Origin of the sequence: Leptolyngbya sp. CCNP1308 (assembly GCF_034932455.1) — a bacterium.
Taxonomy (GTDB): domain Bacteria; phylum Cyanobacteriota; class Cyanobacteriia; order Phormidesmidales; family Phormidesmidaceae; genus Nodosilinea.
Genome location: NZ_JAYGIH010000105.1, coordinates 37,915 through 61,741, shown reverse-complemented (window position 1 = coordinate 61,741; position 23,827 = coordinate 37,915). Strand labels below are relative to the sequence as shown.

General features: G+C 58.2%; 20 protein-coding genes and 2 tRNA genes. 9 read left to right on the top strand and 13 right to left on the bottom strand.

Annotation, left to right across the window (positions count from 1 at the left end; translation table 11 throughout):
• Nucleotides 1-33 precede the first annotated feature (33 nt).
• Both VB780_RS25935 and VB780_RS25930 read right to left on the bottom strand, forming a co-directional pair.
• Complete coding sequence (locus VB780_RS25935) at nt 34-255, bottom strand: hypothetical protein (RefSeq protein ID WP_323354081.1); 222 nt, start codon at nt 253-255, stop codon at nt 34-36.
• A 3-nt stretch (nt 256-258) separates the two neighbouring features.
• On the bottom strand, nt 259-1,254 hold the full coding sequence (locus tag VB780_RS25930; protein ID WP_323354080.1) for a hypothetical protein: 996 nt from the start codon (nt 1,252-1,254) through the stop codon (nt 259-261).
• Between the two features lie 181 nt (nt 1,255-1,435).
• Between VB780_RS25930 and VB780_RS25925 the strand changes: the two genes are divergently transcribed.
• From VB780_RS25925 to VB780_RS25910, 5 genes are all read left to right on the top strand, one after another.
• A complete protein-coding gene (locus tag VB780_RS25925; protein WP_323354079.1) occupies nt 1,436-1,621 on the top strand; it encodes a hypothetical protein in 186 nt (61 codons plus the stop codon).
• A 409-nt stretch (nt 1,622-2,030) separates the two neighbouring features.
• A complete protein-coding gene (locus tag VB780_RS31505) occupies nt 2,031-2,246 on the top strand; it encodes a ribbon-helix-helix domain-containing protein (RefSeq protein ID WP_416349265.1) in 216 nt (71 codons plus the stop codon).
• Nucleotides 2,247-2,609: 363 nt separating this feature from the next.
• Complete coding sequence (locus tag VB780_RS25920) at nt 2,610-5,093, top strand: VapE domain-containing protein (protein ID WP_323354078.1); 2,484 nt, start codon at nt 2,610-2,612, stop codon at nt 5,091-5,093.
• Nucleotides 5,080-5,307 (top strand): hypothetical protein, encoded by a 228-nt coding sequence (locus VB780_RS25915; RefSeq protein WP_323354077.1) that lies wholly within the window; start codon nt 5,080-5,082, stop codon nt 5,305-5,307. The genes VB780_RS25920 and VB780_RS25915 overlap by 14 nt, the downstream gene beginning before the upstream one ends.
• Complete coding sequence (locus tag VB780_RS25910) at nt 5,307-5,630, top strand: hypothetical protein (RefSeq protein WP_323354076.1); 324 nt, start codon at nt 5,307-5,309, stop codon at nt 5,628-5,630. The genes VB780_RS25915 and VB780_RS25910 overlap by 1 nt, the downstream gene beginning before the upstream one ends.
• Here VB780_RS25910 and VB780_RS25905 read toward each other — a convergent pair.
• Both VB780_RS25905 and VB780_RS25900 read right to left on the bottom strand, forming a co-directional pair.
• Nucleotides 5,609-6,712, bottom strand: coding sequence for a site-specific integrase (locus tag VB780_RS25905; protein WP_323354075.1), 1,104 nt, complete (start codon nt 6,710-6,712; stop codon nt 5,609-5,611). The genes VB780_RS25910 and VB780_RS25905 overlap by 22 nt on opposite strands.
• Nucleotides 6,713-6,835: 123 nt before the next feature.
• Nucleotides 6,836-6,922 (bottom strand) — tRNA-Ser (locus tag VB780_RS25900).
• A gap of 182 nt (nt 6,923-7,104) precedes the next feature.
• On the opposite strand from VB780_RS25900, the gene VB780_RS25895 reads away from it, so the two are divergent.
• Complete coding sequence (locus tag VB780_RS25895) at nt 7,105-8,409, top strand: TldD/PmbA family protein (RefSeq protein WP_323354074.1); 1,305 nt, start codon at nt 7,105-7,107, stop codon at nt 8,407-8,409.
• On the opposite strand, the gene nei is transcribed toward VB780_RS25895, so the two are convergent.
• Nucleotides 8,396-9,226: an endonuclease VIII gene (nei, locus tag VB780_RS25890; protein ID WP_323354073.1), complete on the bottom strand. Its 831-nt coding sequence runs from the start codon at nt 9,224-9,226 to the stop codon at nt 8,396-8,398. The genes VB780_RS25895 and nei overlap by 14 nt on opposite strands.
• Before the next feature lie 3 nt (nt 9,227-9,229).
• A complete protein-coding gene (locus VB780_RS25885) occupies nt 9,230-10,408 on the bottom strand; it encodes a tetratricopeptide repeat protein (RefSeq protein WP_323354072.1) in 1,179 nt (392 codons plus the stop codon).
• A 219-nt stretch (nt 10,409-10,627) separates the two neighbouring features.
• Here VB780_RS25885 and VB780_RS25880 point away from each other — a divergent pair, with 219 nt between their 5' ends.
• Nucleotides 10,628-10,795, top strand: coding sequence for a hypothetical protein (locus VB780_RS25880; protein WP_323354071.1), 168 nt, complete (start codon nt 10,628-10,630; stop codon nt 10,793-10,795).
• Nucleotides 10,796-10,978: 183 nt separating this feature from the next.
• On the opposite strand, the gene VB780_RS25875 is transcribed toward VB780_RS25880, so the two are convergent.
• From VB780_RS25875 to VB780_RS25860, 4 genes are all read right to left on the bottom strand, one after another.
• Complete coding sequence (locus tag VB780_RS25875) at nt 10,979-12,289, bottom strand: SGNH/GDSL hydrolase family protein (RefSeq protein WP_323354070.1); 1,311 nt, start codon at nt 12,287-12,289, stop codon at nt 10,979-10,981.
• Between the two features lie 544 nt (nt 12,290-12,833).
• Nucleotides 12,834-15,929: an efflux RND transporter permease subunit gene (locus tag VB780_RS25870; protein ID WP_323354069.1), complete on the bottom strand. Its 3,096-nt coding sequence runs from the start codon at nt 15,927-15,929 to the stop codon at nt 12,834-12,836.
• Between the two features lie 142 nt (nt 15,930-16,071).
• Nucleotides 16,072-17,478, bottom strand: a complete 1,407-nt coding sequence (locus tag VB780_RS25865; protein WP_323354068.1) for a peptidoglycan-binding protein — start codon at nt 17,476-17,478, stop codon at nt 16,072-16,074.
• 182 nt (nt 17,479-17,660) lie between these two features.
• Nucleotides 17,661-19,016 (bottom strand): efflux RND transporter periplasmic adaptor subunit, encoded by a 1,356-nt coding sequence (locus tag VB780_RS25860; protein WP_323354067.1) that lies wholly within the window; start codon nt 19,014-19,016, stop codon nt 17,661-17,663.
• 302 nt (nt 19,017-19,318) lie between these two features.
• On the opposite strand from VB780_RS25860, the gene VB780_RS25855 reads away from it, so the two are divergent.
• Nucleotides 19,319-19,861 carry a PadR family transcriptional regulator gene (locus VB780_RS25855; RefSeq protein WP_323354066.1) on the top strand — a complete coding sequence of 181 codons (543 nt, stop codon included), beginning with the start codon at nt 19,319-19,321 and terminating at the stop codon, nt 19,859-19,861.
• Between the two features lie 36 nt (nt 19,862-19,897).
• Here VB780_RS25855 and cobA read toward each other — a convergent pair whose 3' ends face one another.
• Together cobA and VB780_RS25845 are read right to left on the bottom strand one after the other, a co-directional pair.
• Nucleotides 19,898-20,713, bottom strand: a complete 816-nt coding sequence (gene cobA, locus VB780_RS25850) for a uroporphyrinogen-III C-methyltransferase (protein WP_323354065.1) — start codon at nt 20,711-20,713, stop codon at nt 19,898-19,900.
• A 104-nt stretch (nt 20,714-20,817) separates the two neighbouring features.
• Nucleotides 20,818-21,831, bottom strand: coding sequence for a sirohydrochlorin chelatase (locus tag VB780_RS25845; RefSeq protein ID WP_323354064.1), 1,014 nt, complete (start codon nt 21,829-21,831; stop codon nt 20,818-20,820).
• Between the two features lie 255 nt (nt 21,832-22,086).
• Between VB780_RS25845 and VB780_RS25840 the strand changes: the two genes are divergently transcribed.
• A tRNA-Gly gene (locus tag VB780_RS25840) sits at nt 22,087-22,157 on the top strand.
• Nucleotides 22,158-22,731: 574 nt separating this feature from the next.
• Here VB780_RS25840 and VB780_RS25835 read toward each other — a convergent pair.
• The gene (locus VB780_RS25835; protein WP_323354063.1) at nt 22,732-23,826 is read right to left on the bottom strand and encodes a fatty acid desaturase; all 1,095 of its coding nucleotides are present in this window, start codon (nt 23,824-23,826) and stop codon (nt 22,732-22,734) included.
• Nucleotide 23,827 lies beyond the last annotated feature (1 nt).

Genomic DNA, 23,827 nt, shown 5'->3' with positions numbered 1-23,827 from the left:
GTGCCAACCATGGTTAGTACCTTCAGCGGGTGGCTAAAGAGATAAAGCACCCCATTCACCGGATAGCTGTAATCCCTCGTCAGTAGCCGGTAACGGTGCGATCGCGGGCTGTGTCTGGGGGGGCTGCTGACCCCCGATGTAGTCCTGAGTGATTAAGGTTTGCAGGTAGATATCAGGGCTCACACCAGCAGCTGTGGCCCGCTCTCCAATAAGCTCGGCGTAGTCACGGGGTAGAAAGAATCGCTGCTTTGGCATGGCTTAAATCCGGTAGATTCCTTTCAACTCGGTCTGTTGAGGGTTTTGGCAGGTGCTCACCCCGATCGCCTGGGCTACCCCACCAACACCAGGCAGCAATGAACCGCCCCCGGCGATAACCTTCACTGGGCACCGGGCAAAGATGTGGGCACCTTTGGTTTTGGCTTCATGGATGCGGGCGCGTAGCCAGGGCTCAAAGGCTTGCTCATAGGCCCATTTGAAGCTTTCGCCGCTATAGCCATAGAACTCGAAGGTGCGGGCCTCAACACCTAACCGGATAGCCTCGGCGGTGGGGGCCGTGCCGGTGGTATTGGTCAATCGGCTAATTTCCTCGAATAGCTCTCCCACACCGCCATTCAGGCTCACCACATCAATCATTTGGCGGGTGGCGGGGTCAAACCCTGCGATCGTCGCGTTCTGGTAACCCAGGTCTAGGACAGCTACCGCACGGCCATCAGCGATCGCGTAGGACGTTCCCAGCCCTTCAGGTACCGCCCGAATAGCAGTAACGTTCACGGTCAAGCGGCGGCCATTTACCTCCACGTCATGCAATCCGACCAGTGGGTTTAGCGCATCGGCCATGTTGGGGCTAGGGATGCTGCACACCAGAGTGACGTTAAACAGCTCTACGCCTGCGGGTGCCAGTTGCCCCAGCATGGCCAGAGTGAGCGGTCCGTACCAATCAGCTTTGAGGCCATCAGCCACACTCAGCAAAGTGGTGGAGTTGTCGAGGTTTTCACCAGCCGCGAATTCACCAACAAAAGTGGAATTGGTGATTTTGACCCGCAGCTGCACCGCTGAGGCGGCCCCAGTGCGGGGAATCTCGCGGGTAACCAGCGATCGCAAACGGTAGAAATTGGCCCCGTCATAGGCCTTAGAAAAACCTGCCCCGACTGCGATCGCAACCTTGACCGCATAGGGACTATTCGGGACAGATACGGACGGGGTAGGCAGTGCGCCCCCCATGGTTGGCTTGGTCTTTGAAGTGGCTAAAGGCATTGTCGTCTCTGGGGTTAGAGGTGCTTTGATGCAAAACCGAGCGGCTTTCTGAATCGGTCTGTAGGGATCCGTTACGTTCGGTTTCTACAATAGTGATAGCATATATCTGGATATCCGGATATCTAAATATCCGGATATTTATGATGAGCGCAAAATACTAATGCAAAATAGGGGCAGCAAAATGGCTCAAGAATTGATGGATCGCCGGAAACACCCCGACTACAGCAGCATTACGGCCTATCTGCCCAAGGAGAAGATCCGTAAGCTCAAGGCGGCTGCCGCAATGGGTGACCTGACATTAAGTGAGGCGGTTGAAGAGGCTCTAGATAGCTGGATGGCCGGGCAGTCCGGGCAAGATTCCGCTTGAGCGTAGCAGCAGCTACGGCGAGGCTTTGTGACAGTTGGGGCGATCGCTGGACTAAGCCTCCAAAAAACCAGGGCTAAACACTGTGTGCCAGTTGCCCCAAAACGGCCAGATTTTCCAAAATTCATAACGGCAGCATAGGCATTTCTGGCTTTTCTCGCCTTGCCTAGTTGCCTCACCAGGCAACTACCCAACTTTTTTTATTGGCCCTGATGCTAACCACGGTTGGCATCAAAATCTTTATAAAACGATTTTGGAGATTATTCGATTGCCAATGATTTGGATAATGCTGAGAAATCTATTTTTAGCTCTGAAAATGGCACACAGATAGTGTCAGTGTCAGTGCCAGCAAGGGTTGTAGGTTTTCCTTGCATGATCCGAATCTAAAGTGTTTACGCTAGAATCTACAACCATGATGGATACAAACACAATCTCTCGCACTGGGAAAAAAGAACGAAGCGGTCAGCCTTGGCCGGTTCGAACTGGCCGCTCGGCTGGTGGATTAATCGTTTCAGCTCGCCTAAGGCCAGATCTTTATGAGCGGTTTGATGTTGAGCGCAAAAAACTTGGATGCAGCAAAAACGATCTGATCGAGATGGCCTTGGAGCAACTGTTGCAAAGCCACTAAGTTAAAAATCCCTCAGGCCGCCACAGCCTGAGGGATTGAAGGGTTTAGGAGTACTTTCCAGAAAAAACTTACTTAGGAAAGCAAATGATTCAAAACAAAAGAATCGCAGCGTTACCGATGGAGGTGCGCCATGATTTCTAGTATCTTAACAGCTCACCAAAAAAACGGCAAACTATTGCCCAGCAACGGTAACCGCCGTTTTGACAGCACTCCTGCTATCTACTCCGGGCCTCCCAATCCACAGTTAGAAAGCCTGGTAGACCGTAGCTATACGCGCGATCGCTCTCGCTTGGTAGATCGCTGGCTAATCTATTGTGACGCCGAATTTGCTGTTGCCCCTCTATCGAAAAAAGGGGGTGCGCTATGAGTACCCTCCAGCAGTTAGAGCTATTGGGCTATGGCCCTGGCGATCGCGTCAACTACCGGGCGTTCCTCCCCGGTGCGAAAGACTCAGGGCGAAAGGCGTCGGCTGTGCTGCCCAATCTCCCATCCGAGCTGGGGCAGTGGCAGATTGAGGGGCGGGGCGTCTACGTGGTGGTCAATTCCGGCGGCCATAAGGATGCCGAGATTACCCAATGTCGTGCGGTTTTCTATGAGCACGATTCGGTGAAGGCTGACGGGCTTGTTAAGTTGCAAGCGATGTTCCCCGATGAAACTTTTGAGATTAAGCCTCGGGAGCCCGGCGACAAGGAAGATCAGTGGTTTGTCCCCAAGCGGGTGCAAATTCATCTATGGGCAGCACTGGGCCTGCCAGAGCCTACCTTTCAAGTCGATACAGGCGGCAAGTCGATTCACAACTATTGGGTACTGACTGAGCCAGTGACCCCTGGCCAGTGGCGATCGCTCCAGGCTGACCTACTGGAGTTTGCCGACGGCGATTGCACCCTCAAAAACCCCTCCAGGGTGATGCGGCTGGCGGGCTACACCCACGCTGAGACGGGGCAGCAAGCCCAGGTGATTGCAGCAGGTGGACAGCGGTACGACTACGCTACCCTGAGGGCGATCGTCCCTCAGCAGCAGGTTCAGCAGCGCTCTAGCTGGGCTGACTTCGACAAATCTTTTACCCTCCCCTGGCCTGGGGCGGTACCCCTAGAGGCTTGCCTTTCAAAACCTAACCGGGCGCTGCTGGCGGAGGGAGTCTCCGAAGGCGGGCGCAATGATGGCGGGGCCAAGCTGGCCCGCGACCTACTGGGCACCGCCGACTACCTCCACAGCCTGGGGCAGCGGTTCGACGGCGATCCGCGTGGCCTGTTTGAGCTGTACTGCGATCGCTGCCACCCTCCTCTAGAAGATAGTGAGCGAGAGACTATCTGGCGATCGGCAGAATCGACCAGCCCCGGCCCCTCCCTCAGCCCTGAGCTGATCGACGGCTGCATTAAAGGAGCGGCATGGCGAACTACCAAAGGAGAGCCTCAGGGCGTAGCAGCCCCGGCGGCTGAGAAGCGCGATCGCCCCAAGGCAGTGGAGAAGAAGGCCCCCGCCGTAGCAGAGGCCCCTAAGCTGGCTATCAAATTCAGGGCGGTAGAGGCGTTTCTCGGTGAGCACCTGACCTATAACGAATTGACCAACCAGATTGAGCTGGATGGGGAAGTCATTGAAGACCCCGCCGACCTGCGGCTAACCTTGGCCCTCGACCATGGGCTATCGGTCTCCCAGTCTGACTGTGAGGCGATCGTTAAGCGCTTGGCCAAGACCAATAGCTACCACCCGGTAAAGGACTATTTAGAGGCTTGCAGCCGTGAGCACGGCACCTCAACCGCGATTCTTAATGCTTTGGCAGAGCGCTATTTTGGCTGTTCTGAGCCGATCTATCAGACTTTTCTCAGGAAGACTTTGGTGGGGGCTGTGGCCCGAATCTTTGATCCGGGCTGCAAGGTGGACACGGCACTAATCCTGCAAGGTGCCCAGGGGTTTGGTAAGTCGAGTTTCTTTAGGGTTCTGGCTGGCCAGCCGTGGTTCGATGATTCGATGGGCGCGGCTACCAGCGAGAAGGACGAACGGCTCAAACTTCACCAGTTTTGGTTTCTGGAATGGGGAGAACTTGAAGCTGTCTTTAAACGGAAAGACATCGCGGCGGTTAAGGCGTTTCTAAGCTGTCAGATAGACACTGTCCGCCCGCCTTATGGCCGTAACGCCATCAGCCTTAAGCGGCGGTCAATTATCGTCGGCAGCACCAATCAGGATGAGTTTTTGACGGACAACACCGGCAACCGGCGGTTTTGGGTGGTGCCTGTACGCAAGCGGGTAGACCTGGGGCTACTGGCTCAGGAGCGCGATCGCATTTGGGCGGCGGCGGTTGCTCTCTACCATGCGGGCGAGGCTTGCTACCTCAGTGCCAACGAAGAAGCGATCGCGGCTGAGTTTAACGAGTCATATAAAACTGATGACCCATGGACAAGCACGATCAGCCTCTACCTAAAGGAAAACTCACGGGGCGAAATTACCACAGCAGAAATCCTAACCCACGGGCTACGGATCGAGGTTGGGCAGCAAAATCGCTCTCATGAAATGCGTGTGGGTGAAATCCTAAAAACGCTGGGATGGTTACGGACAGAACGACGTACTGAGTTTGACGGACGACGGCGGCGGGTTTGGGTAGAGCCAGATCCCGTCCCACATCAGATCCCAACCTCTGAGGTTGGGCCAGGTAGGGACAACGTTGGGACAGCTCCAAAATCCCCAGCTTATATAGGGTTTTCGGATTCGTCCCAACCTACCCAACCTCAAACCCCGAACTTAGAAGTTTGTTCTAACGGACACTCTCCCCCTCCTCCCCCAGACAAGTTTGAACCGCTGACCGACCAGGAGTATGCAGAGCTGATAGGGGGCAACTATGGCCAAACATGACCCCGCCGAAATCTGCTCCGACATCCACCGGGTATTGCTGACCATCGTTAGAGGCTATGGCCGCGATCGCCACGGGGCAGCTAATGAGATCTTTGACATGCTGGGGCGGCTTGACCCAGACGATAAACAACAGCTATGGGTCTGGCTTGACCAGCGCGATCGCAACTTAAAGCAGTGGCTGATGACGCAGGGTAACCAACGGAGGGCAGCGTAGTGGCTAAAGATTTGAAAGCTGAGGTCGAGGCACTCAAGGCCCAAGTGCAGCAGCTGGTACAGACCCACCGGGCGCTGGGGCTGCCCACCTCTCCCTGGGTCTCTCCCCAGCAGGCGGCTCAGTTGCTGGGCACCAGCCGAACGCGGATCACCTCTGAAATCGAGCGGGCGGAATACGCCAGAATCCACGGGCTAGCCTACGATCTGACCTGGGGCACCCACTACCGCAAGAATGGGCAACACTGGCAGATTAACCCCGTCGAGTTTGAGGCGATCGCATTTCTCCCCCCTGAGCAACGGCCTTATATTGAGTTGCCTAGCTGATTAGCCCGTCGCCAGATCGCCTCGTGCTGCAATTGGTCAATCGCTGCGTGGTAGGTCTTGGCATGCACCGCCACGCTATGCCCCATCCACCGGGCGGCAATGCTATCAGGCACCCCCATCACCGCTGACCTAATCGCCCATGCGTGGCGAAGGGCATAGGGGTGATGGGGGATTTTTCTGTCTTTGGGGCTGCACAGATTTGCTCCTACCTTTTCACCCAGCTGCTGGTTATCTAGTAGTGTGCCGTCACGTCTCTCAAAGTGAATTTTTGGGAATACAACATCAGCTAGATTGAACTGCGATCGCCACCTATCCGGCAGAGGCCAAACATCGCGGCGGCCCGTTTTGCTATCGCCCAGAATCGATATCTTGCCAGTGTCAGTAGCGACGCCCTTGGTATTGGCAATTCTAAAAACCTCGTGGGGGCGTAGACCATAAGTGGCCAGCATTCCATAGACCCACTTCCAGCCAGGGTTAGCGATCGCGGCCCAGATGTCCTCTATCTCGCCATCGCTGGGCACATCGTCGGGGCTTAAGGGTTTGGGCTCATACCGTCCTTTGACACTGCTGAAATCCACTTCTAGGCCCGCAAACTTGGCGAGCTGCCCAAAGGCGATGCAATCATCGCGGCGGCCTTTGGTATTTATTTTGGAGCGCTGCTGTACGTGGCTGAGTAGCAGCTCTTCGGTTAGAGGCTTGTCAGGCAACGACTCTAAACGCTCTTGGTAGTTCTTGCGGTAGGTGCTGGCCTTGACCGTATCCACCTTCACCGCTGCATACTCTTTGCCCCAGTCGGCTGCACTCTTACCTTCTGGGCTGCCCCCGCATTTCTCCCAGTCGGCCCAAGCGAAGCGCTCCATATTCAGATCAGACTCTAAGCGCTGGGCCTTGGCCAAAGAAACCTTTACCCCGCTAGGGTTGGCAAACACCCCCAGGGCGATCGTTGTCTGCTTATTGCCCCGCCCCTCTCCAGGGCGCTTAGGGAGAGAGCCCCGCAAGGCCAGCTTGCGCCCTCGGCGCATGATGGCAATCCGGCTGAGTCCCTGGTTAGCCTGCTCGATGGCCTGGTCTATGCTGTCCATGGCGAAAATTTGATCTAATTCTGATCTAATTTTCCACGCAAACAAGGCATTTTTAGTATAAAAAGCTGCTCTAACTGCTGTTGAGCTAGTTGCAGTCGAAAGGCCGAAAGCCTTGAAAGTCAACGGAGAGGGAGGGATTCGAACCCTCGTTGGGTGTGACCCCAAAGCAGTTTTCGAGACTGCCGCATTCAACCACTCTGCCACCTCTCCAAAGGGGCTTCGCTATTCTACCGCTGAATCGGGTTCGCAGGCGACCCCAGAGCCGAAAACCCTCAGAAAACTGGCAACGAAGCGGGTGTTGTGAGGGGACTATCTAAAATTGCGCCCTTTGCAGGGGTACCGCAATCCGGGAAGATGAAGTAGCTCTGTTACGCCCCTGCTCACTGACTGCTATGGTGCCTGGTCTTACCGACGATTCGCTGGCTGAGAAACTGATTGACCTGGCCCTACAGCGGGGAGCCGAAGCGGCGGAGGTGCTGCAATCGCGATCGCGATCGCGCCCCGTCTTCTTTGAAGCCAACCGCCTCAAACAGCTCGAAACCTCTGCGGCTCTCGGTACGGCCCTGCGCCTGTGGGTCAACGGACGACCTGGGCTGGCGGTGGCCTACGGCAATGTGGACCCCGAAGCCATTATTGATAAGGCCCTGGCGATCAGCGCCCTCAACGACGCTGAAACCATTGACCTAGTTGAAGGCAACAGCCGCCAATACCCCAACATGGGCCAGGAAGTGCCGGTGGAGCAGCTGATCGAGTGGGGGCAGGCCATGATCGATCGCATTCGCAGCGCCTACCCCGAGGTGATCTGCGGCGTCGATGTGGAGTGCGATGTGGAAACCACCCGCATTCTCAACACCAAAGGGCTCGACTGCCGCTACAGCGACGCCACTCTGAGCGGCTACCTGTCAGCCGACTGGGTGCGGGGCGACGACTTTTTGAGCGTCAGCGATGGCCAAACCCAGCGCGATCGCCTAGAGGTAGATGCTTTGACTGACCAGGTATTGCAGCGGCTGGCCTGGGCTGAAGAATCTGCCGAGGTCAGTACCGGGCGCATGCCGGTAATTTTTACCGCCAAGGCTGCCGATATGATTTGGGGCACGCTGCAATCGGCCCTCAGCGGCAAGCGGGTAGTCGAGCGATCGTCGCCCTGGAGCAGCGCCCTGGGGGAACAGATGACCTCACCCCGCATTACCCTGCGACAAGACCCGGAGGCGGGGCCGTTTAGCTGCCCCTTTGACGATGAGGGCACCCCCACCCAGCGGCTAGTGTTTATCGACAAAGGGGTGGTGACGCTGTTTTACTGCGATCGCGCCGTCGGCCGCACCCTAGGGGCCGGGTCTACGGGCAACGGTTTTCGGCCCGGTCTCGGCAGCTATCCTACCCCCAGCCTCTATAACACCCTGGTTGAGCCAGGGTCACAGTCCCTAGAGGAAATGATTGCCGACATTGACAACGGCTTGCTGGTCGATCAAATTTTGGGCGGTGGCCCCGGCATCTCCGGCGATTTTTCGGTGAATATCGACCTGGGCTACCGCATTCACCAGGGCAAATTGGTGGGCCGTGTTAAAGACACCATGGTGGCGGGCAACATTTACACCGCCCTCAAAGACAATGTAGAACTGGGCAGCGACGGCGACTGGAATGGTTCTTGCTACACGCCGTCGGTGCGGCTAGACGGCCTGTCGATTACGAGCGGCTAATCGGCTGACACTGGGGGCAAACGTAGCAGCGCCTGCCGCCGATGGCGATCTTGGTGATGGTCTCACCGCAGCGGTGGCAGGGTTTGCCCTGGCGACTAAAGGCCCAGTGGCGGTAGTCGCGGCGGCGGTAGCCGGTCTGCTTGAGATGGGTCGCCAGGGCCAGGTCGTTGGTAATGCCGCCGTGGCGGTACGACTGCTGAGGCAGGTCCAGGGCGGCGGCGGCAAAGGCGGCAATTTGCTCAGGCGTACAGTCTACGGGCCGCTGGCTGGGGTGAACGCCCGCCACGTAAAGAATTTCGGTGCGCAAATAGTTGCCGATGCCGCCGAGGAACCCCTGATCGAGCAGCAGGGTGGCAAACTGGCGACGGCGAAAGGGGGCGCTCAGGGTGCGTTCTGTCACATCCTCTGGGGTTAGGGCGGTATCGAGGGTGTCGGGGCCAAGTTTGGCAATGTAGGGATGGGCGGGCACTGCGTCTGCCGGTAGCACCTCAATGTCTGAGGCACTGTAGAGCAGCGCCCACCGGCTGGGGGTATGCACCGCAAAGCGCAGCTGACGGCGGCTGGCGGGAACGGCATTGGGTTTGCAGATCACCCAAATGCCGTAGAGCTGGTTGTGGCTGTAGACCCCCAGCCCGTTGTCGAAGTAGGTGACCATGGCCTTGCCGTAGGGCTTGACCGCCGTCACCGTGCGGCCCACCAGCTCATCCTCGTAGGGTTTGAGGTGGTCAAAGGCAAAAAACACATCGGCGGCGATGTTGCCTGCGATCGCCCGATGGAGCTTATCGGCCGCCCGGCGAATTTCGGGGCCTTCGGGCATGGTCTACTGCTCGTAACCCCAGAAGGCCATCAGCTCGCGGGCGCGGGCCGCCCCTTCGGTATCACCCTGACGGCTGTACAAAATGGCCGCCAACTCCAGATTCGAGAGCGCCTGGGCCTCTAGCCCCTGCCCGTGGAGGGCCAGGCCTAGGTTGTAAAAGGCGGCAGGGTCATCGGGCAGAGCGTCGGCCACCTGGCGGTAGGAGAGCACGGCTTGGAGGTACTGCTCCCGTTCGAGCAGCAGTTCGCCCAGCAGGGCGTGGGCAGCCACTAGCTCGGGGTCAAGGCGCACCGCCCGCAGCAGGTAGTCAAAGGCCGCCTCGCGATCGCCCTGCTGGTAGAGCACGTAGCCCATCTGGTGCTGGGCATTGGCGTTTTGAGGCTCTACCCGCAGCGCTTCGCGCAGGTTTTTGGCGGCTTCGGGGTAGTTCTCTTGCAGTAGGTAGATGCTGGCAATGCTGACGTGGAGATCGCCGTCGTTGGGGTTAGTGCGCAGCCCTTCGTTCAGATAGGTGAGAGCCTGGTTGTAGTCTTCTTGCTGAATGTACAGCGACCCCAGCGCCTCGTAGACCTGGGCGTTGCCGGGGGCAATGCGAACCAGACTTTGGTAAGTAGACAGCGCTCCGTCGAAGTCGCTGCGCTCGATTTGAATGCCGCCAATGCCTAAATGGGCGTTGACCTCGCGGGGGTTGGTGCTGAGAATGCCCTGGTAGGTGTCCAGCGCATCGTCAAGCTGGCCGTTTTTGTACTGGCTGTGGGCCAGACCGTAGCGAAAGGCCAGATTGTCGTCGTCGAGGGCGATCGCCCTTTGGTAGGCGTCAATCGCCTCGCCGTAGCTGCCCTGCTGCACGTAGAGATAGCCAATGCCCGAAAACAGCCGGGGGTTTTGGCTGTCAATGGCCGCCGCCTGCTGATAGATGGCGATCGCGCCGGCGTAGTCGCGGGCCGTGACCTTGGTCTGGCCCTGGCGCAGCAGTTCATCCACCTGCTCTTGCTGGGCGGTGCTGAGGCCGTTGCTGCTGTTTTGCGCCAGCCACAGCGGGGGCACAGGCTCAGGAGCCTCGCCCAAGGTGGTTAAGGCTGGGGACGGTAGCGCTGGAGCCGCCGCCTGGACGCTGGGAATGGCTACCCCACCGCCCATTAGCCCGCACAAAATAGCGATCGCCGCGTGACTGCGTTTCACAGGAAACTCTCCTTACTGTTAAGCCAAATCGTTAAAGGTGCACTCTATATATTACAACTTGCCAACCGCTGTAAAGAATGGTCACTGTCGCACCGCTAGCCTCGGGTGATCCCGTAGCATTTAGGTATCAGGGTACACCAAACAGCTAAACCCTGACCCGCTACACCGCATCGCTACAGTCTGCCAACATCAATATCCTTAAGCCGCGAGGTGCCAGTCATGAAAGGTCTGAATCTCTCAGTATTTGGCTACTTTTTAGAAGGGTTAATACAATATCTTGCCGAGCCCGTCGGCAGAATTTTTGGCCCCGACGATGACAACTATCCCAAAACCGGGGTACAGCCCTTTGATGGCGACGCCTACGCCGAAACGGTCGAAACCCTCTAGACCATCCATCGATTTTTGTAACCCATTCTGTACCTAACGCCCCTCACTGCCGCAGTGGGGGCGTTAGCTGATTGTGTCTAGCTGAGCTAACGCACCGTATGTGGTGCAGTAAATATGGCACGGCAAAGTTCTTCGCCGTGCGCTACGGTCTTGGGGTTCCATCCTGAATAATGGCTTTGCATTTCAAAGCCCATAGGGCTCGGGTTGAAGGGCTACCTGGTTAGCGATCGCCGCATAGAGCCGGTCAGATATCAGCGTATAGGCCTCATCGGTTAACCCCGCCGGGCTTTGAAACGCCTGCCCCGCAAAGTCTTCGTAGAGCGGGTAGAAATTCAGCACCTGGGCATTGGCCGACTGTGTCTTGGCCTGATTAGCGACGGCAGCTAATCCAGCAAAACCAGTGCGCATTTGCTCTAGGTAGGTATTGTCTAGCTCGCCTAAAATTGCCGATTCTTCAGGAGTCAGAGACTCTGGCTTGCGGCTAGAGATTTCTGGCTCAATGGCGATGATCAAGCGCTTTTTGTTGGCCGCCGCCCAGCTCACCATCTGCCGCATGTGGCGACCGTAGCGATCGATGCGCTGCTCAAGTTCGGCTTGGTCAGCGGGTAGGCGATCGCTGAGAGTAGCCTCCAGAGTGGGCGAGTAGAGATTGAGCGGTTCTGCTAGGCGCGGCTCTGCCTGCTGCCGTTGCAGACCGTAGCGTTTAATCCCCTGTACCACATAGAGCTGATCAAACCAAGCCCGCGTCTGCTCGCTGAGCTGAGCGCCAACCGACTGGCTTTCCCCAGCCAAATATTGCTCTAGCCCCGGCACATCGCTGCCCCGGTCAGCGCTGGGCAGCATCAGGTCGGCATAACCCCCCATCACCACCACAAAATCTGGATTGTAGGCGGCTACCCGCTGGGTCAGCATGGCCAGCTCATTGCCCGAGGCGTAGCCGGGTACCGCCGCATTCACCACCCGGTATTGCCCATCGCGAATGCGCGGCGGCAGCGCCAGCGCCTGTTGCACCTGGTCAGCCCGAAAAGGCAGGGCGCTGGGCTGAAACTGAGCGGGGTTAGCCCGCTGCTGGGCAACTTGGTCGTTGAGACGGGTTTCTAGCTTGCTGGCAAAGGTGGTCTGGTTGTTGGAGCTGAGCTGGCCAAAGGCCGTCGAACCACCGAGAACAAAAATTCTGATCTCCCCTGCTGCCTTAGTGCTGGGCACGGCTTCGTCGTCGCGAAACCCGCTGTCGTTGATTTGCCAAAAATTGCTCTGCTGGTTGCCCGCCAGCCGATAGCCCAGCAGGGGGTCGCGCACCGCGTTCAATTCGCCGTCGTCGGGCAGGCCCGCGTAGGGCTGCCCCTCCCGGCTGACAAATCGCAGGTGGTAAGACTCGATCACATCAGAGGCCGGATTGGTGGTGAAGCGATCGCTCGTGCCCGTGGCGTGGGCCACCAGTCGCGTCAGCAACTCAATGCCAACAGGAATGCCAATTAGCAGCAGAAGAAACATTGCCAACCGTAAGCGGCGACGCGATGCCTTCTTCTTGTATTGGTAACTGCTGTACATAAATCCGCCACTCTCAAGTCCGACACATCAATGGGCAAATTAGCAGATCGATTGTAGGCGATCGCTGCCCATTCACAGCAACGGCCCTCGAATTGCGTTAGAAAAAAATCAGCTAATCCATCGGTGCAGAGCCGCGCCATAGCTTAACCCCGTGTCTCAGAAGTTGAAAGGGCAATTTATGTTCCGCAATGGCCTAAATTGCTAAGAATCTACACAAACTGGGTGCTTTATGCTTACCTAAAGATCATCTTGTCGGCGTCTATCTACTTCAATTGGAGGATTGTAAAAATCTCGCCAGTGAAGTAAGCGATCAAATTTATGCACTCTTCGACAGGTTTCAGATCAGGCAATTAAATTTATTTGGGTCGCAAACGGCAGCGGTTGGTCAGTCCTGATCTCAGGACTTGTAAATAGCAAAATAGTGGGTTTGTTTGGCGAGATATGGGCTAAGACGCCTAAGCTGTTCTACGCTGCTCTGGCCTGCAATCTACAGCTTAGAAAAAGCGGTCTCAGCGGGAATTTGAACGACCGTTGCAGGATGGCGGTAGCTTAGCAGGCGATAGGCCGAGGGAATGTAGTAGAGCGCCAGCAGGGTCGCGCCGCCAAGGCCGCCTGCAATCGCGATCGCCAGCGGTGGCCAAAACCCGGTGGGGTCAACCATCAGCGGCACAAACCCGATGATCGTGGTGACGGTAGTGGCAATTACGTGGCGGGTGGCCTGAAACACGACATCTTCCGTAGCCTGGGGATGGCCCAGGCGGGCCTCAGGGTGCTCGCGCAGGGCGGCCAGCACCACAATCGAATCGTTGATGGCTAGGCCAATTAGCCCCAGGGTGCCGAGAATGGCGGTGAAGCCAAAGATCGAGCCAAACAGCTTTAGCGCCAGGGCGGCGAGGCCCACCGCCAGCACCGCCACCGACCCAATCAGCGCCGCCAGCCCAAAGGAGTTAAACGACAGCACCAGCGTCGCCGTCATCAAAATGCCGAGAACGCCCACGGTGGAGAGCAAATTCCCCACGGCGGTTCCCCTGGCATCGGCTTCGCCGCCGTACTCAATCCTGTAGCCGGGGGGGAGTTCAAAGCCCTGTTCCTGTAGCCGAGTTTGGAAGGCAGATAACACCGTGCTCGGCAATGCCCCGGCGGTGATGAACCCCTGCACGGTGTTGATGCGCTGGCCGTTGCGGCGGCTGATGCTGGCGGTGTCGGGCACCAGCTTCAGGGATGCGATCGCATCCAAAGGCAGTTCTCCCTGGGGGGTGACTAGATCTAGCGAGGCGATCGCCCCCAGATTCCCCTGCTGCTCTCCCGGCACCCGCACCCGCACCGGAATGTCGCGGCTGCCGTCCAGCACCGAACCTCCAGTCCTCCCATCGAGAGCGGCACTGAGCTGACCTGCAATAGCCTGGTTATCGAGTCCCAGACGACGGGCCTGGGTTTCGTCCACTTCCAGCGCCAGCTTGGGTAGCGCTTCAGTGAGGGTGGCGCGGGTATGTACCACGTCGGGTACCTGGGCAAGTTCGGCGCGGAGGCGATCGCCCACCGCCCGCAGCCCCGCCAGGTCTGCCCCATAGACCCGCAGCTCAATCGGCGCATCAAAGGGTGGCCCCTGCTCTAGCTGCTTCACCAGCACCTGGGCCTGGGGAAAGGCCGCATCCAGCTCGGTTTGCAGTGATTGGATGGTTTCCCTCAAATTATTGGTGCTGACCAGGTGAACGATACCCTGGGCGTAGTTTTGGGCGTTGCGGCGGTTGTCGAGCACGTTGTAGAAAAAGGGCGGCGCGCTGCGACCCATAAACCAGTGCACATCGTCAATCTCGGGATGCTGTAGTGCTAGCTGCCGCACCTGGCGAATTTGGGTCTGGGTGGCATCCAGCGTGGCCTGGGTGGGCAGCTCAAACTCAATCTGAAACTGGTTGCGGTTGGTGGGCGGAAAAAATTGCTGGGGCAGCGTGGCAAATACCGCAAAGCCAATTACCGGCAGAATTAGCGACAGACCCACGCCGAGCCAGGGTCGCCGAAACACCGCCCGCAGCGTCCACCGATAGCCGTTAGCCAGCGCTGCGTTAGAGAAACCGTGCTGCCACCAGCCCCAGCGCCAAGGTAACGGGTTCCACCGATGCAGTCGGGCCACCAGCGAGACAATCACCGTCAGCGATAGCGCCAGGGAACTCAGCAGTGCCAAAATTACCGTCAGCCCAATGGTGCCAATAAATTCCCCCACGCCCCCCGGCGACGATGCGATCGGGATAAACGCCAGCACCGTGGTCAGAGTTGAGGCCAGCAGCGGCACCAGCAGGTGGTGCACCGTTTGGGCCACGGCCTCCCCCGGCGCCATGCCCGCCCGCAGCCGCCCCTGCACCTCATCCACCACAATGATGGCGTTGTCGATCAGCAGCCCCAGGGCGATAATCACCCCGGTCACTGACATCTGGTGTAGCGGCACCCCCAGCACCTTCATGGTGCCAAACACCATCAGCGTGGTCAGCGGCAGGGCCAGCCCCACCAGCAGGGCCGACTTCCAGCCCAAGATCAGCAGCGACACCCCAATCACCAGCAGCGACCCGGTAATCAGGTTGCTGATCACCCCATTCAGCCGCTGCTGCACGTACTGGCTTTGGTCGAGTACGACCTGGAGATCTAACCCGTCGGGCAGTTCACGGCGAAAGTCGTCTAGTACGGCTCTGGCCTGCGCCGCCCACTGGTCTACCCGCTGGGCTGACTCGACCTTGGCCGAGAGGGCGATCGCCCCCTGACCATTCACCAATGCCAAATCCGTCGGCGGGTCTTGCACCGCCTTGGTGACGGTGGCAATATCTCCCAGGCGCGCCACCTGCCCCTCGCTTCCTGCTGCGATCGGAATGGCGCGAATCTGCTCCAACGAGCTGAGGCTGCTGTTGACCTCCAGCAGAAATTCTGAGCTGTCGCTGCGAAACTGCCCCGCCGACACCTTGGCATCGCTGGCGGCAATCTGCTGGGAAAGCGCCGCCGCCGACAGCCCCAGCCGCGACAGCTCCGTGGCGGCAATATCCACCCGAATTTCTTCATCGGGTTCGCCAAAGATCTCCACGGTCTCCGTACCGGGAATGGCCCGCAGACGATCTTCTAACGCCGCCGCCAGCCGCCCCATGATCGCGTAGTTGGGGGCATCGTCTCGTGTCCAGGTGAGCCCGACGATCAGGGCGCTGGCCTTAGTGGAGCTGTCGGCATACTCGGGTACCGAAGCGGCGGCGGGCAGCTCGGGCACTGCGTCATCCACCTTGCTGCGCACCTTGGCCCACACCGGGTCAACGTCAGGAATCGTATCCTTCAGCTCCACCGTGATCACTGAAATGCCAGAGCCGCTGGTCGATCGCAGCGACTCAATTTCCTCTAGCTCAAACAGCCGATCCTCAATTTTCTCTGTTACCAGCGTCTCTACCCGCTCCGGCGTCGCCCCCGGCAGAAAGGTAGTAACGCGGGCGAACCGCTGCACAATCTCCGGGTCTTCTAGGCGCGGCAGGGTAAGAAAAGCCGACAGGCCCCAGACAACGATTAGCACCAGGGTGAGTAGAAGGAGTTGGCGGTTGCGGTAGAAGAGGTTCATGGGAGGAGGGTGGGGAGTGGGGGATCAGGGAGATGGGGAAGGTGGGGGGGAGGGAGTTTTAAGTTTTGAATGAGAGCTGTCGGATTGAGAATTCAGAATTCAAAATTCAAAACTTGCCCCCGGCAATATCAGCCTCCAATCCCTACACCCCTAGGCTGGTGCGGGTGCGGGAGCCGACGACGCCATCGACCGTTAGGCCTCGGCTGGCCTGATACTGGCGCACGGCGCGATCGGTGCCGGGGCCAAACACCCCGTCGGCCACTACTGGAATGCCGGCGCGGGCGATCGCCTGCTGAACGGCCCGCACATCGTTGCCTCGGGTGTAGGGGTTGGCCAGCCGCAGCACCCTGATAAAAGAGGGCGCAGGTTGGGCTGGGGGGGTAGCGGGAGCCTGACTTTGTAAACGAGCCCAGGTCTGGGGGCCGACGACGCCATCGGCAACTAACCCCCGACTGGCCTGGAATTGACGCACGGCGCGATCGGTGCCGGGGCCAAAGATGCCGTCGGCGGTGACGGCGATGCCCAGGCGACCGAGGGCCTGTTGCAGCGTCAGCACGTCGCTGCCCGAGGTGAGGGGGTTGGTGAGCCGCAGCAGCCGGTTTTGGCCCGGGGGCGGGGCGGGCGGCGACTGTTGCAGCCTGGCCCAGGTTTGGGGGCCAACGATGCCATCGGCGGGGAGGCCCTGCGATCGCTGAAACTGCTCGACGGCGATCGCCGTCGCCGGGCCAAAGTAGCCATCGGCCACCACATTCGCCCCCCAGCGCACCAACGCCTGCTGCACCTGCTGCACATCCTGACCACTGAGGTAAGGGTTGGTGAGCGATAGCAGCCGCGACCCTGGGGCGGTAGGCACGCCGCCGCCCCCTCCCGACACGGTGGGCCGGTTAGCCAGATAGGCCTGGGCCTCTTGACTGAGGTAGCGGTTGCCGCTGGGAGTGCGACCGCCCGCCAGGTACCGCTGCCCGGCAGCACTCAGGGCCACCCCCGGCGTGCCCGCCAAAAACACATTGGCCTCCGACAGGCGGCGGCGCAGCAGCCCTTCTTCCACATTGGTGCCGGGATTGCGGTAGAGAATTAGAGCCGCCTCAATGTTGTGCCACTCCTGGTTGCGCAGCACCCGCGAAATGGTTTCAAAGCCGCTGGCCCCGTAGAAATAAGCTCCCAGGTTGTAGGCAAAGCTGAGAATGGCTCCCCGCTGGTTATCGTTCATCGCGGTCCAGGCGGCGATGCTCTGCTGAGGGGGTAGGTAGTTGTTGGCGACCTGCGCCATTAGCAGTTCGTCGGCCTCTTCTCGGGTGATGCGATCGCCCAGTTTAAAGGGCTGGCCATTCTTATTGCGGGTCGAGCCCCAGCCAATGGTGATGGGCAAATTCCCGGTTTTGGGGTCTGGGTAGGCTTGTAGACTCAAGCCTTCAAAGGTTTTGATCAGGTCTAGACCTGGCATGGGCACCCCAGCCATAGCAATTACCTCGCGGAAAACGTCAGAACTTACCGCAAGTGTATCGATCTGGGGTGTCCTAGGGCGGGTTTGAGGTTGCACAGCAAGCATGGCAGGCTCCTACAGGGTGTGATGTTGAATCCGCTTGAGCTAGCCCCGATTGTGCTGGGCAAACGGTGTTTGCCCCTACGCAAGCTGTCTGATTGACATTGGGGTTATACAATGCGGATTTGCTATGCGCTGGCAACCCCAGGGGGCTGACCAGCCCTTGATGCTTTAAAGGAGAAAGTTTCTTACGGCACGCTGACGGTTTGGCCGGGCACCACCCGATGGGTACCGGCGGTGATGACGCGATCGCCCGCTTCCACCAGCCCTGCAACGAGCACGCGATTGCCCTCGGTGTGGACAATTTCCACCGGCTGGCGGGCCACGGTAGCGGCGGTAGAATTCTCACCAGTCGCCGCCACATACACCGACCACAATTCCTGCTCTCCCTGCACCAGAGCGGTAGCGGGCAGCCAGAACCCGGCGGTGGGCTGGGTATCTTGTAGAACTAACCGGGCGGTCTGGCCCAGGGTCAAATCCTGGCTGGTATCCAGCGTCAGCACGGCGATGACGGTGCGGCTGGTCGATTCCAGCTCTGGCAGCAGAGCGGTGACGGTGGCGGAGAAGGTGCGTTCACCGACCTCAACAGTTTGGGCACTGCCGAGGGCTAGGCTGTCGGCCACCTCAGCCGGTACGCCAATGCGGGCTTCGGTGGCCCCGCCCTCGGTCAGTTGCAGCACGGTCTGGCCGCCGCTGACCACAACGCCCTCATCCACCAGGCGATCGCTCACCCGACCGCCAAAGGGCGCGGTAAGCACCGCCTTCGACAGATCCACATCCACCGATTGAATAGTGGCTTCTAGCTGGCGCACCTGGGCCACCTGGGCGGCAATCTGCTCGGGGCGAGTTCCGGCCAGCAGTTCATCGAGCTGGCTCTGGGCCTGGGCCAGGCGGTTTTCGAGCGCCCCGGTGCCAAAGGTTTGCTGGTCGAGTTCTTCGCGAGAGATCGCGCCGCGTTCGTAGAGGTCGGTGCGGCGATCGCGCTGGGCCGTTGACAGCGCCACCTGCTGCTCCAGATCGCCCACGGCAGCCTGGGCAGCAGCGATAGATTGTTGACGGGGGCCATTTTGCAATTCGTTCAGGGCGGCGATCGCCCGATCGCGCTGGGCCACAAGCTGCTGGCGCTGGCTGGCCAAACTGCGGGTGTCAAGCCGGGCCAGGGGTTGACCGGCTGAGACGCGATCGCCCTCCTGCACCAGCATTGCCACCACCGTACCCCCCTGCTCAAACCCCAGGGCGCTGCTGCGCTGGGCGACAATTTCGCCCGTATACTGCCGCGCTACGGTATAAGCGTCTACCGGGGTGAGGGTCACAACCTCCACCGGCAGCGCCGCCGCTAAGGCTGGGGCATCTGCGGGCTGGTTTAACTGGCGCATGCCTAAGGCGATCGCCAGGGGCAGCGTGGCCAGGGGCACCAGCCACCAGCGCCGCAGTCGCAGTCGCCAGCGGCGGGGCTTTGGCTGGTCTTTATCAACCTGGACTGTCGGTTCAGCGGTTAGCGTTTTGATGGGCAAACGATTCGCAGAAGCGGGAGCGTCGGTCATGACGGCACCTTTGACGAAGAAAGGAAGTAGGAAAAGCTCGGAACCAGCCCAGCAACCTAGACAACAAGGCACTGTGCAATTAATAGTTCTACAACAAGTAGATATTCAATTTGTTGTACATTCTGTCCAAAGAGTATACTCAAATAGTTGAGTATGTCAACAGCACTCCTTCAAACGCCCCTGTTTCGTTACCCATAGCAGATGAAGACTTGGGTTACGACACCCAAAACGCTAAGATTCAAGCCTATGGAACGGGGCATTTTATTCACTTTTCGCTCTTCTATTTTCGTTTTTTTTGCCATATGGCTTTGTCCCACACGATTTTGGCGGTACTGTCGCAGCAGCCCTACAGCGGCTACGACATCAGCAAACGCTTTGAAGAGAGCGTTAGCTGCTACTGGCAGGCCAGTCAGCAGCAGATCTACCGCGAGCTGGGCAAAATGGAGCAGCAGGGTTGGGTCGTTCACGAAACTCTGCCCCAGGCGGGCAAGCCCGACAAAAAGATTTACAGCCTTACCGAGGCGGGCAAAGGCGAGCTGGTTCGCTGGTACGCCGAGCCCACCGAGCCCACCCCCATCCGCGAAGACCTGTTGGTCAAGGTGCTGGCGGCTCCCTACGTGGCCGACGGACTGCTGCTACAAGAATTGCACCGCCGCCGTCAGCTCCACTGCGAGCGGCTGGCCAACTACCAGGCGATGGAGGCGTTGTATAGGGCGATCGCCCATCCCCCCCGCATTGAGCAGTTTCGCTACCTCACCCTGCGCCGGGGCATGCGTTACGAACAAGACTGGATCGACTGGTGCGACGAAGTGCTGGATTTTTTGAAAACAGAACGAGATCTCTAAGCAAGATTTGCAATTGCCAAACCTGTCGCCGGACGGCTAAGGCCAAATTGTCCCCGCCGGACGACAGTGACGAAAGACCTTGTGCCAGTTTACAACTGAGCCGATGACGGCGATCGCAGGGGCTTCAAAACCCGTTTCAGCCACCTGGGTCACAATGGTGGATAGGGTGCCAATCAACGTTTCCTGCTGCGGGTAGGTGCCCCAGCGAATCAGCGCTACGGGGGTATCGGCGCTGAGGTCGGCGGCCAATAGCTCAGCGGTAATCGTCCCCAGATTGTGAATCCCCATGTACACCACAATGGTTTCAGACCCCTGGGCCAGGGCGCGCCAGTTGACCCTGGGGCGATACTTGCCGGTAGACTCGTGGCCCGTCACAAAGGTCACCGACGAACTCTGGCTGCGGTGGGTCACCGGAATGCCCGCATAGGCCGGCACCGCCACCCCGGCGGTAATGCCCGGCACCACCTCCACCCCAATGCCTGCTGCGACCAAGGCCGCCATTTCTTCGCCGCCGCGCCCAAACACAAAGGGGTCGCCCCCCTTGAGGCGCACCACCACAGCATGGGCCTTAGCCTGATCGACAATCAGCTGGTTGATCGCCTCCTGCCCTAGGGAGTGGCGACCTCGCCGCTTGCCCGCATTGATCACGGTGGCCTGGGGGTTGATCATCGCCAAAATAGGAGCACTGACCAGCGCATCGTGGATGACCACATCGGCACATTCCAGCAGCCCTTTGCCCCGCAGGGTAAACAGGCCCGGATCGCCAGGCCCAGCACCGACTAAGTAAACCGTGCCGCAGGGCTGAGCCCCATTCGACGGAGACGCTTGAGGCTGAGAGGCTGGCGACACCATAGGCGTTATCAAACCCAAACAGTAGAAAACAAAGCAAGGATGACTCGGGAAACTTGCCATCCCTAGGGTAGAGCGTTGCTGAACCAGGTACGGCTTGGCTTGGCCTAAGACACCATCGACGACTGGTAAACCGCGTGGCGAAAGGCCGCCCGCTGGGCAGGAAACAGCGATGGCTGGGGCTTGGTAAGCACTCGGCCAAGGGCAAGATCAACGACTAGACGGGCCAGCTCAGGCGAAGGCCCCAGCGGCGGCAGCAGATGAAACCCCATCTGAGGAAAGCGCTCGGCTAGCTCTTCGGTATGGTGGGTAATGGCATCGGTAGTACTGCCCGCAAATAAAAAGTAGGGCAAGATAGCCACCCGCTGGATGCCACTCTGGATGCACTGAATGACCTGGGTGTCTAAGCTGGGAGCCACAGCCCAAAAAGCGGCGGTGCCCCCCAACCCCTGGGCTAGGGCGCAAACAGGCCCATTACCCCCCGGTCGGCGACTGCCGTGGGAGATTACAATCAGCGATTCAGTAGCGGTGGTGCGCAGCTTGTGGCGCAAAAGCTCTTTAAGGCCCGGATGGCTGCCCAGGTGTTGGCAAACCTCTAGGGGTAAGCCCGGCAGCGCTTCGCGGGCCAGCTCGACCTCCGCCGGAATATCTTCCATCACGTGGACGCCGGCCAGCAAAAACAAGGGGATCACCTGCACCCGACCCACTCCTGCGGCCTGGGCGCGCTGGCTAAAGGCGACAATTTGTTGGTGCAGCGGCACAGCCCCAACTTCTAGGCAAGCGGTGCCCACCAGCGGCCCACTTACGGTTTCGGGCTGGGAGACTCTGCTGCGAAAAATACCCGATTCCTCACCAGCGAAATGGGCTGTGGTGGGGTGCAGCCAGTCCAACATCGGCGCGCGGAGCAGAAATGATGCGGCCTGACTATCGGCCGAGCGTCCTGCCATCGAGCGCCTGCTGCGCTCGATACGGCTGTCTGGGCGGGGTTGGGAGCCAGGGCGACTACCCCACAGCCCGGATTCGTGCGATCGCACAAATTGAGCTAACCGCTCCATGCCCTGCCCAGGCCGAGGATCACGGCTACCGTGAGACACCAATAGATAAGCTGTCGATGCAGACACAGGCAAACTCTAGCTCTCCAGATAACAGCAGCGAATCATCCACCACCACACCGCTCAACACCTTGGCCAGCAAACTACTGAGGCTAATAATTTGTGCCTCGTAACGGCCAGTGCAGGCACTCCATTATAAAGATTTAATTCAGGGCATCTGGTATCGTATCCATCAAAAGGCGGGGGGGTTGGTTACACTTGCCTTTGAGCTGGCCAAAAAAGCTTAACCCCCGCTGCCCACTATGATAAAATTGACACCAGTGCGCGGGTGTAGTTTAGTGGTAAAACCTTAGCCTTCCAAGCTAATGATGGGGGTTCGATTCCCCCCACCCGCTTAGGATTTTGTACAGTGACAGGCTATTGGTCATCGGCGACACGCTAATGACATCAGGGCCAGGTTGATGCTATTGAGACACAGTTCTGTCGTCACCAATGGTCATGCGGACTATAGAGCACAGCTGTACTAACAACTCTGGGTCAAGTGTGGTCATTTTCGTGCACCGATCCATATGCACGGCATGGGGGAAGCGGTAGGTTGCCCTGACGCTGTTTTGCGGCCTTGTCGGAGAAACCAAAGCCTGGACGTATGGGGAACCTCAAACGGGAATTTTTTGGCCCGTTGCAAGTTACTTTTTCCAAGCTACTTTTTCCAGTATTTATATCAACTCCCTCAATTAAAATTAAATTACCTGCGCTGGCTTCGACTCCACTGAGGCAGCATTTCTGGACGGAGTCAACAGAGATATCATTGGCACCTTACAGAGAATTGGTATAAGGAGATTTTGAAGAAATAAATTCCCTTCTTAATTCAAGAATTCTGGGCACTGCCTAATATTTGACAAGACATTTTTAAGGCATTGCCCAGACCGATTCGCCCGTAGGCTAAAACCACGGTTTGGGGTGCATCAATCAAGGCAGCGACGTCGCCAATACCTTTTGCTTTGTTGGTATCGGCACCAGGCGATCGGCAGCAGCATCCCACAAAATAAATTTGGAGCAGTGGAGCAGATCGCCAAATCTTAGGATGGTCACCTTCGAAAGCAGGTGACGATTAGCCCGATGGCAGGCGGCTAAGTTGTAGTTAGGAATTCTCTCTGAGAGGTGGTGAATAGTGTGGTAACTGATGTCGGCAGTAAACCACCGCAGCAGGGGCGGTAAATCTAGGTAACTGCTGCCCTCGATCGCCCCTCGCAGGTAGTCCCAATCGGCGGTTTTGTGGGCATAGGAACCTTCAAAATTGTGCTGCACAAAAAAGACGCAGATGAAAATCGCCCCAGCTAGGGTTAGAACAGTGGCATACAGACCTAGAAATAGCCTTGGTCCAATCAGGTAGCTCAACAGGAACCAGCTACCCACCACAAAGATATTGTTCAACAGCACATCCCAAAATTCCCCGCTCGTCTGCCAATGCTTAGATCTATGGGAGGAAACAATAGTCCCCAAACTTTTGACGCCACTGCTTTTTAAGCAGGTCAACCCATGCCCAATAAATTCATGAATGCCCAATAGCAAAGTCAGTCTGGGCTGAATGGCAAGGTAGAAAAAGCCCCCTGGCAGGGTCATGATGGGCTGCCGGAGTAGGCCATAGAGTTTCTGATCAAAGGCGCTGAGTTGAGCAAACTCTTCTGTCGAGAGAAAGTCAGCAATACCGCGATACCGCTGCCAATCGCCATTGGTTTTGTGGTGGTAGGCGTGATCTCTCGACCAAGCATATTGAGGAATGGCGTTGATGCCCCCCAGCATAAAACCCACCACTCTGTTGGCCCATTTAGACCGAAACAAAGCATAATGGCCGCAGTCATGCATTAGCGAAAAGCAGCGCAGCAAAAACAGCACCATTAACATCACAATGGGCGGCAACAGCCAGAGGGAAATTGAGGCTGCCTTAACCGCAAAAATCCATAGCCCAACATAAGGAACTACCGTGTTGAAAATTTGGTAGGTGGCACGTAGGTCACTGCTCTTCATGTAGGGTGCTAAAACAAAATCTGACTTTTTAACCATG